At 69.1% G+C, this 16623-nt stretch carries 6 protein-coding genes; all 6 read left to right on the forward strand.

All coding sequences use genetic code 11. The features are described 5' to 3' along the window. Positions 1-294: 294 nt before the first annotated feature. Genes ACFFN1_RS15525 through pglZ form a run of 6 tightly spaced genes read left to right on the forward strand, consistent with a single transcriptional unit; the run spans position 295 to position 16620 of the window. Positions 295-3003 carry a protein kinase domain-containing protein gene (locus ACFFN1_RS15525; protein ID WP_376841863.1) on the forward strand — a complete coding sequence of 903 codons (2709 nt, stop codon included), beginning with the start codon at positions 295-297 and terminating at the stop codon, positions 3001-3003. Next, entirely contained in the window at positions 3000-6554 is a 3555-nt protein-coding gene (gene pglX, locus ACFFN1_RS15530; RefSeq protein WP_376841773.1) for a BREX-2 system adenine-specific DNA-methyltransferase PglX, read from the forward strand. Before ACFFN1_RS15525 ends, pglX begins: the two co-directional genes overlap by 4 nt. Positions 6555-6556: 2 nt before the next feature. Further along, positions 6557-7894, forward strand: a complete 1338-nt coding sequence (locus ACFFN1_RS15535; RefSeq protein ID WP_376841775.1) for a DUF262 domain-containing protein — start codon at positions 6557-6559, stop codon at positions 7892-7894. Between the two features lies 1 nt (position 7895). Further along, entirely contained in the window at positions 7896-9962 is a 2067-nt protein-coding gene (locus ACFFN1_RS15540) for a DUF262 domain-containing protein (RefSeq protein ID WP_376841776.1), read from the forward strand. Beyond that, complete coding sequence (locus tag ACFFN1_RS15545) at positions 9959-13726, forward strand: DUF6079 family protein (protein ID WP_376841777.1); 3768 nt, start codon at positions 9959-9961, stop codon at positions 13724-13726. Before ACFFN1_RS15540 ends, ACFFN1_RS15545 begins: the two co-directional genes overlap by 4 nt. Next, entirely contained in the window at positions 13723-16620 is a 2898-nt protein-coding gene (gene pglZ / locus ACFFN1_RS15550; RefSeq protein ID WP_376841778.1) for a BREX-2 system phosphatase PglZ, read from the forward strand. Before ACFFN1_RS15545 ends, pglZ begins: the two co-directional genes overlap by 4 nt. Positions 16621-16623 lie beyond the last annotated feature (3 nt).

A 16623-nucleotide genomic window follows, 5' to 3' on the forward strand; every position in this document is an offset into this window, starting at 1 on the left:
CTGGCGGCAACACCCCCCGGATCATCGATGACAGGGCAAGACAGCCATACCAGGGCCAGCGACCAGATCCTCTGGTGAGGACCTACCAATAAATGTAACGGGCTCGACATCAGCCCCGAGCTGCCCGCCGCTCCTGAGGCCCTCCGCACGCTCGTCCTCAACGCGACCCGTCCCTCCCCCAGCGAGCGGACACCGGACCTCGCTTCGTTCCTCGAGCAGCTGGCCGACGCCGAGCAGTCGCCGGAGCCGTCCTCCGAGCCGGACGTCGACCCGCTCGAGGCCCGTCCCGGCGACCTGCTCGGTGGCGGCCGCTTTGAGCTCGTCCGGCGACTGGGTCGAGGTTCCACTGCGGTCGGCCTGCTCGTTACAGACGCCACCGCGCCCGCGGCCGAGCGCGTGCTCAAGGTAGCGATCGACGACGCAGCCGCCTCGCGGCTCGCCGACGAGGCCGAAGTCCTCGAACGCCTCGACCACCCCCGCCTGGTCAAGCTTCTCGAAGGCCCGCTCACCCTGGGCGGCCGCAAGGCCCTCCTCCTGGAGTCGGCCGGAGCCCAGACCCTCTCCGAGGTCCTGCGCGAGCGGACCCGCCTGTCCCTCGACCTGCTGGAGCGCTACGGCACCGACCTGCTCGAGGCCCTCGCCGCCCTCGACAAGGCCGGTGTCGACCACCGTGACATCAAGCCGGCCAACCTCGGGGTGCGCACCACATCCCGCGGTATGAAGCACCTCATCCTCTTCGACTTCTCCCTCACCCGCGCAGCGGCCTCCGCGACCGAGGCCGGCACCCCGCCTTACCTCGATCCGTTCCTGTCGACCGAGAGCCGACCGCGCTACGACTCCCCCGCCGAGCGGTATGCCGCGACCGTCGTCCTCTTCGAGATGGCCACCGGCACCACACCCGTCTACGGCGACGGCACCGCCCACCCCGCGTCCATCCCCGACGAGGCGACGGTCCAGGCGTCGGCCTTCGACCGCACGATCGCCGGACCGATGGTCGCGTTCTTCACCAAGGCCCTCGCGCGGGACGCCGAGCAGCGGCACCACACCGTCGCCGACATGCTCCGCGAGTGGGAGGCCGCGTTCTCCCGTGGCGCGACCACCGTGCCCGACAACGCCGACGAGCTGGCCGCGTCGGCCACCCTCGACACCCCGCTGGCCAAGGCCGGCTTGTCCGCCCGGGCGCTGTCCGCGATCGAGCCGCTCGGGGTGTCCACGGTCGGTGACCTGGTGGCCGTCGACGCCGTCCGCCTCAACCAGCTCTCGGGCTCGGCCGATGTCACCCGGCGCGAGGTCAAGCGCCGTGCCAAGCAGTGGCGTACCCGGTTTGCCGATGCCGTGCGGGGGCTAGCAACGAGAACCCCTGCAACTTCCCTCCCCTCCCCCATCGACGCGGCCGAGCTGCTGATGAGCCACACCGGCAAGGGCCGCTCGGCGCCCCGCCAGGCGATGGCCCGTCTGCTCATGGGCGTCGGTGCCGACCTCGACGCCTTCGCCACCCAGGCCGAGCTGGCGGCCCACCTGCCCACGCCGGTCACTCCCGCCCGCGCCACCCAGCTGCTCACGGCGCTGCAGGACGGCTGGGCCGACAACGTCCGCACGCAGGACCTGCTGGTCAAGCTCGACTACGTCGTGCGCGAGCGCCTGCACGAGCTCGGCGGGGTCGCCACCGTCGACGAGCTCACCGACGCCTTGCTGCAGACGATGACCCCTCACGGTATGCCGTACAGCCGTGCGGAGCGCGAGGAGCACCGCCTCGTCCGGGGGCTGCTGCGGGTCGTCGTCGACCGGCAGCGCGCCCTGGTGCGCGCCGAGGCCGAGGACGAGGCCTGGCAGACCCGCCGCCGGGAGGGCCGGATGCGGCTGGTCGCCACCGACGCCGCCCTCATCGACCTGGCCGAATCGCTGGGCCGGGAGGCCGACCGGCTCGTCGCCACGAGCACCGGCGAGCAGCACGACCTGCTCGTCGCCGCCGACCTCGTCGCCGAACGCCTCGCCCCCTCCACTGTGCACGACGACGACGCCGCCCAGCCGCTCCTTGACAGCGGGCGCCGCGTCCGACTGGCGGCGGCCGTCTCCCAGCAGGCCGCGGCGTCCGGCGCCGGCGAGCTGCACCACCGCGACCTCCCCGCGGCTGCCGCGGTGGCGCACGCCCTACGTGGCGTCGCCGCCCACCAGCTGCTCAGCCCCCACTCGGTCAAAGACCGGGTCCGCGCCCGCTTCCCCGCCCTCCCGCCGCTGCCGGACCGCCCCGACCTCGACACCGTCGTGGCCGCCGCCGACCTCGGGCTCGTGTTCGACGCGGACAAACGTGCCTACCGCAGCATGACCGGCTCCACGGCCACCACCGGGCTGGACACCCGCCAGCCGACGCGCGTCGTCACGGACCTCGCCCCGGTCTCGACCGTCGGCGTCGTCGGTCAGCGGCTGCGCGACTCGCGCCGGAGCCGGTCCTTCCTGGCACTTGGCATCCCCGGCCACCGGCTCGAGCGGGCGACCCGGGTCCTGTCGCAGGAGTTCAGAGCTCTTGAGGTCGACCTGACCGAGGTCCTGCTCACCGCAGTGCGCCAGCAGGTGGAGCAAGCGGGTATGCGGTGGGCCACCATCGAGGCGGCGGACGCCGCCGAGCCGGGGACCCGGCCGGCCCAGGGTCTCGCTGCCCTCGTGGAGCGCTCGCTGCCGTCCGTCACCACGGCCGTCGAGGAGGCGATGGACGCCGCCGGCGAGACCGAGCAGCCGGTGCTGCTCACCGAGGCGTCCTCCCTCGCCCGCTACGGCCACCTCGGGGTCCTGGCCCAGTGGACCGACCTGACCCGACCACGTCGTCAGGCGGTCTGGCTGGTCGTGCCCCAGCTGCGCAACGTGCGCGGCCCGGTCCTTGACGGGCGACCGGTGACCCTCAACTCCCCCGGACAGTTCCTGGCCCTGGATACGGAGTGGATCGACTCCCGGGACCAGGCTCTCCAGCAGACCACCACTCCGACCGCAGCAGGAGCGACCACGTGACCGCGACCGACCGTCTCACCCCCGACCTCAAGGCCCAGGTCCTGGCGCTGGAGGACGACCTGCGCAAGCGGGTCGGCGAGGACGCCGCCCTGAAGCAGCGCTGGCAGGCCGAGCATCGTGACGCGCTGGAGGCACAGCGCACGGCCGCGTCGTGGACGGAGTTCCTCCAGGACCGGCTCACTCAGGCGGCCGTCGCGTGGGCGCTGACCAGCGTCTTTATCCGCTTCTGCGAGGACAACGGACTCGTGGCGCCGGTGTGGATCGCAGGTCCCCCGGACCGGCGTCAGGAGGCCCTGGACGCCCAGCTCGACTACTTCCGCCAGCACCCGGAGGAGACGGATCGCGACTGGCTGCTCCAGGCGGTCCGCCACCTCAGACAGCTCCCCGCCACCGCCGCCCTTGTCGATGACCACTCTCCGCTGTGGCAGGTGGCCCCTTCCGGGCAGGCCATCACCAGGCTCCTGGACTTCTGGCGGGCCAAGGACGACCACGGCGAGCTCGTCCACGACCTGCGCGACGAGACGCTGTCCACCCGGTTCCTCGGCGACCTCTACCAGGACCTGTCCGACCACGCCAAGAAAACGTACGCGCTCCTGCAGACGCCCGTCTTCGTCGAGGAGTTCATCCTCGACCAGACCCTGGAGCCCGCCCTAGCCGAGCGGCCGCTCGAGGGTTTCCGACTCATCGACCCCACCTGCGGCTCGGGCCACTTTCTGCTCGGCGCCTTCGACCGGTTCGTCGACAAGTGGCGTGAGCAGGACCCAGGCCTATCCGATGCGGATGTCGTGGAGCGCTCCCTCGACGCCGTGCACGGCGTCGACGTCAACCCTTTCGCCGTCGCCATTGCACGTTTCCGCCTCACCGTGGCCGCGACGAAGCACAGTGGTCTCACCAGCCTGGAGAATGCCCCATCCTTCCCGCTGCACCTGGCCGTGGGCGACTCGTTGCTTCACGACCGCAGTGAGGAGCTTAACTACGGACCGTTCGATGCCGACGCCCAGATCAGCGGTTTCACCTACACCGTGGAAGACCTTGAGAAGCTCCGCAGCCTCCTACGCGCCGGCAGCTACGACGTCGTTGTCGGCAACCCGCCGTACATCACGGTCAAGGACAAGACGCTCAACCAGCGCTACCGCGAGATCTACGACACCTGCAAGGGCACGTACGCCCTCACCGTCCCCTTCATGGAGCGCTTTTTCGAACTCGCTAAACCCGCCCGTGCCGGTGAGCCCGCCGGGTGGACCGGGCAGATCACCTCGAACTCGTTCATGAAGCGCGAATTCGGCTCCAAGATCATCGAAGAGTTCCTCGTCCGCAAGGACCTGCGCCTCGTTGCCGACACTTCTGGTGCGTACATCCCCGGCCACGGCACCCCCACCGTCATCATCACTGGTCGCAACCAGGCACCTCTCGCTGACACCGTGCGCGCCGTTCTGGGGGTGCGTGGCGAGCCCGGCCGGCCTGCCGAGCCCGAGAACGGACTGGTATGGCGTGCCCTAGCCGACCACGTCGACGCATCCGGGTACGAAGACGAGTGGGTCACCGTCGCCGATCTCGACCGGTCGGTTCTCGGAACCCATCCGTGGAGTCTCACCGGAGGCGGAGCTTCCGATCTGTTGGCCGTTCTTAACAATTCCTCTGCGCACTTGGGCGAGCGCATAGTAAGCGTTGGACGGACCACAGTCGTTGGAGAGGATGACGCGTGGGTCACAACGAGTAGCCGGATTCGCTCCATGGGGCTAGAGCACGCGACTAGGCCGCTGGTGGTGGGTGAGAATGTGAGGGACTTCGCTCTTCCGGACCTCGTCGACATCTGGTGGCCGTACGAGGACGTCTTCGGCCCGACCTGGGTCCCCGAGTCCCACCCTATTCCAAGCAAGGTCCTGTGGCCAGCGCGTAGCCTTCTCAAGCGTCGTGTAATTTTCGGGCAGTCGTTGGCAGAACGAAACCGTCCGTGGTATGACCATCTGGAGTGCTACGTCTCGAAGATGCGCACGCCGTTCTCAATCACGTTCGCGGAGGTGGCAACGCACAACCACTTCGTTTTGGACCGGGGCGGCAAGGTGTTCAAACAGACTGCACCAGTGATCAAGTTGCCGGCGGAGGCGACCGAAGATGAACACCTGGAGCTGTTGGCGCTGCTGAACAGTTCGACCGCATGCTTCTGGCTTAAGCAGAATTGCTACCCGAAGGGCGGAGACCCTATCGGCCAGGACGGTGCGCGAGTGTCGCAACAACCCTGGTCAGACAGATACCAATTCAATGGCGCGAACGTGCAGGCTGTCCCCCTGCCATCCAGACTCCCGCTGGACAAGGGACGCTTACTCGACGCACTCGCCCAACAGTCTCTCGCCAAATCTCCGGCTGCTATAGCGGACGAAAGCACACCGACCGCATCCGCACTCACTCAGGCGCGGATGGCGCACACTCACCTGCGTGGTCGCATGATCGCAGAGCAAGAGGAGCTGGACTGGCAGGTGTACCACCTATACGGCCTGCTCGATCAAGACCTTAACTACTCCGGTGATGACCTGCCTGACGTTGCACTTGGTGAGCGCGCATTCGAAATCGTGTTAGCCCGCAAGGCCGCGGCATATGAGGTCGATACCTCATGGTTCGAACGCCACCGGTCGACCCCGGTGACGGAAATCCCGGGCCGGTGGCCCGCGGCATACCGTGAGCTGGTGCAGCGGCGGATCGACCTGATCGAGTCGGACCGATCGATCGGGCTGCTGGAGCGGCCTGAGTACAAACGTCGGTGGGCCTCCGAGCCGTGGGACAAGCAGCAGGAGCGCGCGCTGCGCGGGTGGCTGCTGGACCGGCTGGAGGACCGGAAGTACTGGTTCGACGCCCAGGGCCGCCCAGCCCCACGCAGCATCGCCCAGCTCGCCGACCTCGTCGCCCGCGATTCTGAGGTGATGGACGTCCTGGCTCTCTGGGAGGGCCGACGCGACCTGAAAGTCACCGATTCGCTCACCCGCTTGCTAGTGGACGAGGCGGTGCCCTACCTAGCGGCATACCGACTCAAGGAGACCGGCCTGCGCAAGCGCACCGCGTGGGAGCACACCTGGGACCTGCAGCGCCGCGAGGACGCCGGGGAGAAGGTCGGGACCATCCCCGTGCCACCGAAGTACACCTCCGCCGACTTCCGCAAGGCGTCCTGGTGGCAGGCGCGTGGCAAGCTCGATGTGCCCAAGGAGCGGTTCATCCTCTACCCCGACGCCGGACGCGCGACCGACCCGACCGCGCTGCTCGGCTGGGCAGGATGGGACCACGCCGAGCAGGCGCTCGCGCTGAACATCATCATCGGCGCCCGCGAGGCTGAGGGCGTTGACGACGAACAGCTCGTCCCGCTCGTCGCCGGCCTGGCCGAGCTGCAGCCGTGGGTGGAGCAGTGGCACTCCGAGGCCGACCCCACCTACGGCATGCCGATGGCCGAGTTCACTCGGGAGCAGCTGCGCGACAAGAGCCTGCAGGTCGGCAAGACAGCCGAGGAGCTTGCTGCGTGGCGGCCGGCGCCGACGCGGCGCGGGCGACGGGCCAGGAGCTGACTATGGCGATCCTGAGACACCTGCTGGGCTTCATCTCGGTCGATGGGTTGCTGGGCGCGGATGCGCCAGCCCTCCGCATCCCTGACTTCCAGCGGCCGTACTCGTGGACGCCTCGCATGGCCGCGCAGCTGTTCACCGACATCGCTGACGCCCTCAGCCATCGCCCAGACCAGCCCTATGTCATGGGGACGGTCATCCTGCTCAGACGGGAGGGCGAGACCCATTTCGAGGTGGTCGACGGGCAGCAGCGGCTCCTGACCCTCCACGTGCTACGAAGCCTCCTACGAGGACAACGAGTCACGGATCTCGAGTACGGCAGCACCCCTGTGCACCTCGTCTACCAGGAGCTGCACCGACAGGTCGAGGGTCTCAGACACCGGGACGGAGACCTCGCCCGCTACAGCAACTTCCTGGACTCCAAAGCCCAGGTCCTGCGCATCGTCACCGACGATGAGGACGAGGCCTTCCAGTTCTTCGACTCGCAGAACTTTCGTGGCAAGACCCTGCGCCCGCACGACCTGCTCAAGGCCTACCACCTGCGTGAGATGGCGGACTCCAGCACCTCGGAGCAGCGCGCCGTGGTTGAGGAGTGGGAGAAGGCGCAGGAGAACGACCTCGACCGGCTTTTCGGCACCTACCTGGCACGCATCCACTGGTGGAGCCGAAACCAGCCCGCCCGCGCGTTCACCCCGGACGACCTGGACATCTTCAAAGGAATTGGGCGCGCGACGCGCGGTCTCCCGGGCGCGGAGTACCACCGGGCGGCCAAGGCCGTCCTGCCCGGGCTCCAGGAGTGGGCGACTCCGTCCGCCGATGTCGAGACGCTGCGAAACCTTAAACGAGCGCAGCACCAGCTGGATGCCCCGGTCGCTGCTGGCCGATCGTTCTTCGACTACGCCGCGTTCATGCTGGCTGAGTGCCAGCGCCTCGACGACGAGTTGTTTGCCCCCACGGTCGGTGGGGACTGGTCGGCACCGGACCTGAGCGAGTTCCGCGATGGTGCCCGCTACCGGTTCTGCCGGGAGCTGTACGTCGCCGCCGCCCTCTACTACACCAACAAGTATGCAGAGGCAGACGCGGCGCAGACCCGGCGCCGGCTGTTCCGGTGGGCCTACGGACTGCGGTTGGCCTACGAGCGTCTCGGCTGGAGATCCACCGACAACTACGCACTGGGTAGGGAGACGCTGACCAGCAGAGAGGGCATCAACCTGTTCGCAACCATCCGTGACACCCTCGACCCTCGGCTCGTGCCCCTGGAGAACATCCGCATCCTCGAGTCGGCCCGGTCGGGCAACGAGCAGGACGAGCGACTCCGGACGCTCTTGACGGAGGTGGCCTGACATGACCGGCGTCTCTACCCGTAAGAGAGTTCTGCCTCTTGCGGTCGGCGAGCTCTTCTCCGTCCACTCCGACAGGTACTCCATCCCGCTCTACCAGCGGAACTACACCTGGGGCGAGGAGCAGATTCACCGTCTGCTCCACGACGTGCTCGACGAGGCGGAGCGTGAGAATCCCAACGACTACTTCCTGGGCAACCTCGTGGTCGCACCACCAGACGAGTTTTACGACCCGTTCGACGTCATCGACGGACAGCAACGCTTGACGACCCTGTACATCCTGCTGTCCCGGCTGCGGCGCATCCCGGAGCTGCGTAGCACGGTCGGCGAGCTGCAGCCGCTCGTGTACGAGGCCCGGGAGAAGGCCACACTCGCTCTGCGCGGGATGGATGGCCGTGGGCCCGTCGACGCCGATGGGCCAGAGCGCGAGGACTCCGGGATCCTGCGAGCGGTGAAGGTCATCGACCAGTTCCTCAACGATCCCGCGACGAGCAACCGCTTCCTGACGCCCACGGTCGTCGACTACCTGCTCCGGCGCGTTCTGCTCATCCGTATGCCGATCGACCGCACGACCGATCTCAACAGGTACTTCGAGATCATGAACACCCGTGGTGCACAGCTGAGTCCTGTAGACATCGTCAAGGCCCGGCTCCTGCGCTACCTGACCGACCCGCTCGACCGGGCGTTGCTGAATCACGTGTGGACAGCATGCTCCGACATGGAGCACTACGTGGCGATGACCGTGACCGCGGGTGACACCGCATGGCGCACCGACGTCTTCGGCCACGACTGGGAGGGCTTACCGACGGCTGACTTCGCGACGTTGCGTGCCCTCCTGGTCGACCGACAATCCGACATCTCCGAGCAGGGAGCAGCTGCACCGGAAGCAGGCTCGTCCACCGCGTTGACCTTCGGTGACGCACTGGCCGCCTATGCCCGCGTTCCTGCCACCAGCGAGCCAAGGGACCGCGAGGGCGACGACCGCTTCACCTCGCAGATCACCTTCCCAACTTTGCTGCTGCACGTCCTTGCCGTGCGCAGAGCCGAGGACGAGGGACAGGGGGATGACCGCCAGCTCGACGACAAGCTTCTCGTCAACAGGTTCTCCAGCCGGCTGGAGGCACTCCACCCTGAACAACGAGCAGCATGGGTACGTCGATTCACCACCGACCTGCTGCGGATCCGCCACCTCTTCGACACCTACATCCTCAAGCGCGACGCCACCCTGACCACAGGACACGAGTCGACGACGGACGACGAGCCCGGGAGTTGGTCCCTGTACCGCCTTTCACGCACGGAGAGCAGAGGGAAGAGCACTCCGCGGTACCGGCCCACGTTTGCCGACGACGAGTCCGGGGCCGGTCCCGGCAGCCTGCAACGCCGGATCCTGCTCCTCCAGTCAGCGCTGCGCATCACCTACACCTCTCCCCGCACGATGCACTGGGTCACCGACGTGCTCCGCTACGTCACCCATTGCGCGGATCAGGGCAGCGAAGTGACGGCACGGGGGCTGCTCGACCAGCTCGAGTCGTTCAGCCTCGCCCGGCTCGACGATGCGCTGCTGCCCAGGTCGGGACCGACCCTGCCGACGCCGGTGACGAGCCCGGACGGCCTACCCGTCGGGTTCGCCCTCCCACGCATCGTCTTCACCTACCTCGACTACCTCTTGGTGGAGGAGCTGGACAGGTGGGACTTCACCTTCGCCTACCGCACCTCGCTGGAGCACTTCTCCCCGCAGCAGGAGGACTCCGAGCACGCCTCCGAGGAGTACCACGTGCGCGACCGCAATCGCCTGGACTGGCTCGGCAACCTTGCGCTCGTGACGGTCAGTGCGAACTCGAAGTTCAGCAACTACCAGCCTTCGGAGAAGGCCAACAACCAGGCCGCGCGCCGCCAGAGCCTGAAACTCGACCTGATGGCCCGTCAGGCCCAGGCCGGCAGCTGGAACGACGAGGACATCGAGGCCCACCATCGCCGCATGGTGGGACTGCTACGGACCGCCCTTGCCAACCGGCCCGCGACCCAAGACCTGTATCCGCCCGCAGCCACGACAGGGAGGGACACCCCGTGACCGCATTGCTCAAGGACGTCATCACCATCCCCGACCGGGCAGGTGACGAGGACTACGTTCTCCGCCTGACCGACAGCGTCGGCGCGGGTGCGAGCCAGACGCTAAACCTCTACGTCGTCACCGACGAGATCGCCGCCGCCTTCGACCAAGCACTCGGTCTGGTGTCCGAGGCGATCTCCTCCGACGTGAGCCGTGGTGCCTTCCTCACCGGGTCCTTCGGCTCGGGTAAGAGCCACTTCATGGCCGTGCTGCACGCGCTGCTGCGCCAGGAGCCCGCGGCACGGGCCAAGACCGAGCTGCAGCCAGTCGTTGCTCGCCACGACCCTCAGTTGCGCGACAAGAAGGTGCTGCCGCTGGTGTTCCACCTGCTCGGGGCGGAGTCGCTGGAGCAGGCCATCTTCACCGGCTACATACGGCAGGTGCAGGCCCTGCACCCCGACGCGCCGCTGCCAGCTGTGCACGAGTCGGACGGGTTGCTCGCCGACGCCGAGCGGATGCGCACCCAGCTCGGGGACGACACCTTCTTCGCCGGCCTGAACGGCACTCAGGGCGAGAGCGCGGATGACGAGTGGGGCGCGGTCCTCGGGACCGGCACGTGGACGAGGGAGACCTACGACCAGGCCCGGGCAGCCACGCCGGACACTGAGCAGCGCCAGCGGCTGGTCACTGCCCTGGTGGAGCGCTACTTCGGCTCCTACACCCGGCAGGCGACCTACCTTGACCTGGACACCGGGCTCGCCGCGATCTCCAGCCACGCCAAGAGCCTGGGCTACGACGCCGTCGTGCTCTTCCTCGACGAACTCGTGCTCTGGCTCGCCTTCTCGGTGCAGGACCAGTCCTTCTTCCGCCGGGAGAGCCAGAAGATCACCAAGCTGGTCGAGTCGGGCACCGGCCGTCGCGCCGTCCCGATCATCTCCTTCGTCGCCCGCCAGATGGACCTGCGACGCTGGTTCGCCGACGCCGGGGCCAGCGGCGCCGAACAGGAGGCCCTCGACCGGGCCTTCCGCCACCAGGAGGGTCGCTTCTCCACCGTCAAGCTCGGTGACGACAACCTGCCCTACGTCGCCAAGCAGCGGCTGCTGCTGCCCAAGAACGCCGAGTCTGAGCGCATCCTCACCGAGGCTTTCGAGCACCTCGAGCGGCGCCCCGAGGTGTGGGACGTCCTGCTCGACGGCGTCAACACCGACGAGGCCCACCGCGGGGCCGACGAGGTCGCCTTCCGCCGGACCTACCCCTTCTCCCCCGCCCTCGTTTCCACGCTGCGCAGCCTGGCCAGCGTCATGCAGCGCGAGCGCACCGCGCTGAAGGTCATGCAGCAGATGCTCGTCGATCGTCGCGAGACGCTGAGCGTGGACGACGTCATCCCGGTCGGTGATGCCTTCGACTACATCGTCAACGGCCAGCAGCCGCTGGACGCGCAGGCGGCCGCTCTCTTCCGCGCCGCCCGCACCCTGTATGCCGAGAAGGTGCAGCCGCTGCTGCTGTCCACCCACGGCCTCACCCGCGACGACCTGGACCGGGCCGAGGACGGCAGCGGTGCCCTGCCCGCCGCATACCTCGCCGACGACCGTCTGGCCAAGACCCTGCTGCTGTCCGCGGTCGCACCCAACGTGCCCGCGCTGAAAGGACTGACGCCCTCCCGGCTGGCCTCGCTCAACCACGGGTCGATCCGCTCCCCCCTGCCCGGCAACGAGCGCACCATCGTGCTCGGCAAGGTCAAGAGCTGGTCTGCCAGCATCCCGGAGATCCACGTCGAGTCCGACCAGCGAGACCCGGTGATCCGCGTGCAGCTCGAGGACGTCGACTACGAGTCGATCGTCGACCGCGCCAAGGGCGAGGACAACCCCGGCCGTCGCCGCGAGCTCGTCAAGTCGCTCGTCGCCGAGATGCTGGGCGTGGAGCTGGGCAATGCCGACGTGCTCGGCGCCCACACCGTCCAGGTCGTCTGGCGCGGGTCCCGTCGTGACGTCGACCTCGTCTTCGGCAACGTCCGGGACAGCTCCTGGCTCACCGACGACCACTTCGCCTCCCGACCAGGCACCTGGCGCTTCGTGCTGGATCACCCCTTCGACGAGGAGGGGCACTCCAGTGCCGAGGACTTCTCCCGGCTCGACCGCCTGCTCAGCACCGGGCAGCCGCAACGGACCGTGGTGTGGCTCCCGCACTTCCTGTCCGCCGACAAGATGCGCGACCTGCGCCGTCTTGTCATCCTGGACTGGCTGCTGGAAGGCACCGGCGAGCGCTGGTCCAGCCACGCCGACCACCTCAGCGAGGTAGACAGGGCCACCGCCAGGCACATCCTCCAGGCCCAGCACAGCTCCCTGCGTGAGTCCCTCATCCGGGCGCTGGAGCAGGCGTATGGCGTGCTCGCGCCGTCCGGCGGCGTGCTCGCCGACGAGTCGCACCACGAGCGGGTCCTCACCAGCCTGGACCGGTCCTTCGACCCCGGCACGCCGCGAGGGACCGGTCTGCGCTCGGCATACCTCGACCTGGCCGACCGTGCCTACACCGCCACCTATCCCGGCCACCCCGAGTTCGAGCCTGGCGACGTGGAGGTGCGGGGCGTGGAGCTGAAGGCCGTCCATGCACACCTGGTGCGAGCGATGGCTGACCCGCAGAAACGGGTGCCGCTGCAGGGCGACGTCAAGGGCGTCCGGCGGGTGGCCAACGCGCTCGGGGTGGGCAAGGCCGCCGAGACCCACTTCATCTTCGGTGACGACCGGTTCACCCCCTGGGGCTCCGAGCTCGCCCGGGCGCTCGGCGCAGCCAGCATCGACCCCAACGCCCCCGTCACCGTCGCCGAGATCCGACGCTGGATCGACCAGGTCACACCGGCTCGGGGCCTCCGGCAGGAGGTCAGCGACCTGGTGGTGCTCGCCTGGGGCCTGCTGCGTCAGCGGTCCTGGTGGCACCGTGGCGCCTCCATCGAGGCACCAGACCCGGGCAAGCTGCTGCCGGAGATGGAGCTCCGACTGCAGCCCATGCCGACGTCGTCCGAGTGGACCGCGGCCACCAAGGGCGCCGCCGAGCTGTTCGGGGTGCCCGCCTCACCGTTCCTCACGCCGCAGGCGGTGGCCACGCTGGTCACCCAGGTCCGGGACAAGGCGAAGGAGCTCAGCGCACCCGCGCAGAAGCTCGTCGGCGAGCTGGAGCGCGCCTACGGCCGTCTCGGATTGCCGACCGACGAGACCGGACGGACCGACGACCGACTGGTCACAGCCCGCCGGGCGGCCACCGTCGCACAGTCTCTGCAGCACCTGCAGGGGGTCGAGATGGTCCGTCGGCTGGGTGCCGAGGTTGAAGCCGGTCGAGGAAGCGCTGTGGGCAACAGCCTCACTCAGGCTGGGGCGGTCGCCGCATCGCTCGAGCGTTTCCGATGGGAGCGGCTCGAGCCGCTTCGTGCTGCCGAAGGCGACGCCGCGGCTCAGCAGATCCTGGGTCAGCTCAAGAGCGACCTGACCTCTGATGAGATCGTCGCCCGTGCCGCCGAAGCTCTGCAGCGGGCAGACAACGACGCGTTCGAGTGGGCGGTGAACCGGCGGCCGGTCACCCCACCAGAGCAAGTGACCCCGTACCGGCCGTCGAAGAATGACCCGAACGATGTGCCGGTGACGCCCGGCCCTGGCGGACGCGTCAGCGACACCTACGTGCAGCGGTTCGCCGGCGCCTCGGGTGACAGTGACGAAGTCGTTGCTGACCTGCGGGAGTTCCTGCGCACCCACGCCGGCAAGCAGGTCGAGGTCACCTGGCGGGTGGTCGAGTGACCACGACGCAGCGCGAGGAGCGTCAGCTCGCCGGCTCCATCACCATGCCGGTGGTGCGTGCCATGCTCGGCGACGCGGCCGCCCACGACTACGGTCCCGCCCACCGGGACGCGGCCTCGGTGCTGGGCATCTACGCCGACCCCGCGAGCATCGAACCCACCACGCTGGAGCACCACGGGGTGCCGGTCCACGTCGTGCCGTGCATCTCCGCACTGGCCGTGCGTCAGGCACTCCTGGCCCACAAACCGGGGAGCTGGCTCGTAGTGGTCACCGACCGGCCGGAGGAGGACCTCGGGGTCGGAATCCTCGCGCACCTGGCCGGTCACAAGCTGCGCACGCCCGACCCCTGGGACTCGGTCCGACAACAGTTCGCCGCCACTGGGCTCGAGGCCCCCCTCTATGCGCAGCCGGGCAGTCGGGCACTGGCTAACGGACTGCTGCTGTGCCGTCCAGAGGAAGGGTGGCCCCCGGCCCCGGCCGGCACGCTCACCCGCGACCACGCCCTCGCCTCCGTCGGGCGAGCGTGGCTCGACGTGCCGCGGCGCAGCCTGGACGCGCTGGGCGTCTTGCGCTGGACGGCAACACCAGGACTCAACGGCCGGATCGCGGACCTGCGGGCGCTGGCCGGGGATGAGCTGACCGATGCCACGTTGAGCTGGATCTGCTCCGGCGCCGGGGCAGCCGGACCGCCGCTCCAGCACCTGCTCCGCCGCGGTGAGGTCCAGGACGCGGTGCCGCTCGGGCTGGTCCTCGCTCTGCTGGTCCCGCCTACGGACGATCCCGGGGCACCGGGCCAACCCCACGGCGCTGGGGAACGGCATACCCGCGAGCTCGGACTGGCCCGCCTCGCCCACCGCTGGCAGGGCACACCGCCCACGCCCGAGGCCCTCCGGTCGCTGGGAAGCTCCGCGACCCAGGTCGTCAGCGACCTGGTGCGGGACCGCACCACCCGCGACCAGGCCCGCCAGCTGCTGCACCGCGCCGACGCACTGCTCTCCGAGATCGACGCGACGGAACTGTCCGTGTACTCGCCCGTCCTGCCGAGCGGACTGGGCGCCCGTCTCCTCACCGTTACAGAGCAGCTGAGGACGGCCATCTATGGTTTGACCGAAAGGGCGGGCGAGCCGGCTGAGGTGGCCGACCAGGTGGCACGGCATACTTCCGGGATCGAGTCGGCCTGGACCGCGGTCGGTCGACACGTCCTGGGCGACCCCGAGGGCACCGGCATGACCGACGCCCGGCTCGCGCCGGTGCACGCTGCCGTCCGACTGTCCCGCTGGCTCGCGCTGCCTCCGGAGCCCATGGGCACCGACCTCGCCTCCCTCGCACTCAGACAAGGCACCACCGACGCCTGGGTGGATGCCGCCGTCAACGACGCGCACGAGGGGGTCGCCGACCCTCGGCTCGCCGAGGGTCTGACCTCGGTGCTGGGGCTGGTCCAGGCGGTCCGGGACACGCACGACCGTGCCTTCGCGGAGGCGCTGGCCCGGTCAGTCCGGGACGACGCCGGCAGCGTCGAGGGCTATCTGACGCCGCCCGGTGGCACCGACCGTGTGTGGTTGCTGGAGCACTTGCTGCGTGGTGTCGTCGTCCCCATCGCCAAGGCAACGCGGACGCTGCTGCTCGTCCTGGACGGGATGAGCACGGGCGTGGCCACCGAGATTGTCGACGACGTCCTCGCGCGGGGTGAAGGCTGGCAGGAGGCGCTCCTCCCCCAGGCGCACGTGCGCGCGACCGGCCTGGCCGTGCTGCCCTCGCTCACCGAGGTCAGCCGAGCGTCTCTGCTGTGCGGCGAGCTGACCATCGGTGGGCAGGACCGCGAGCAGTCCGGGTACGCCGCGCTCGTCTCGGCGCTGGGGCTGCGGAGCCCGAAGATCTTCCACAAGAAGCCGCTGGACTCCTCCCAGCCAGGCTTCGCCGTGGCCGACGATGTCGCACTGGAGATCTCGGACGGTGACCAGCAGCTCGTCACCTGCGTCCTCAACACCATCGACGACGCCCTCGACCGCAGCCACCCAGCCGGGACGGTCTGGACCGCCGACGCTGTCAAGCACCTGCGCCCGCTCCTGGAGCGCGCTCTGGCTGCCGGACGCACGGTGGTGCTGACCGCCGACCACGGGCACGTCGTCGAGCGGCGGCAGGGGACGCAGCGCAGTGTCCCGGACATCTCGAGCGGCCGATCCCGTGCCGCGACGCCTCCGCCCGGTATGGACGAGATGCTCGTCACGGGGACACGCGTGCTCAAGCACGAGGGTCATGCGGTCCTCCCCACCTCGGAGCGGCTGCGGTACGGACCGCTCAAGGCTGGCTATCACGGTGGTGCGACCCCCGCCGAGGTGGTCGTCCCTGTCGTGGTGCTTGTGCCCGGCACGGAGGCGCCTGAGGGCAGCGGGCTGCAACTGGCGCGAACGACGCAGACGCCCCGATGGTGGACGGTCGCGCCCACCGAGGCCGCGACTGTTCAGGTGGAGGCACAACCTGCCCGCGCCCGCAGGAAGGCATCGAAGCCGTCTCCCCCGCCCCAGGAGGATGCACTCTTCGAGACACCTTCTGCTGGTGCCCAGCCGGTAACTCCGTCGGCGACGCGGGAGGTGTCTGTCGGTGAGGCCGTGGTGAGCTCCGAGGTGTTCGGCCAGCAGAAGGCTGTGGCTGGCCGACTCTCGCTGGACGACACGCAGGTCCGGGCCGCCCTCGAGGCGCTGGCCGCGGCTCCGGGCACCCGGTTGAGCGGGACCCAGCTCGCCGGTGTGCTGGGCATCCCGCCCGCCCTGGTGCGCGGTGCTACGGCGCAGCTGTCCCAGCTGCTCAACGTCGAGAGCTACCCCGTGCTGCGCACCGAGGGCACGACGGTGATCCTCGACGTTCCGCTGCTACGCGAACAGTTCGTTGGGTGAGTG

Origin of the sequence: Brevibacterium otitidis, assembly GCF_042429315.1 — a bacterium.
Lineage (GTDB): Bacteria > Actinomycetota > Actinomycetes > Actinomycetales > Brevibacteriaceae > Brevibacterium > Brevibacterium otitidis.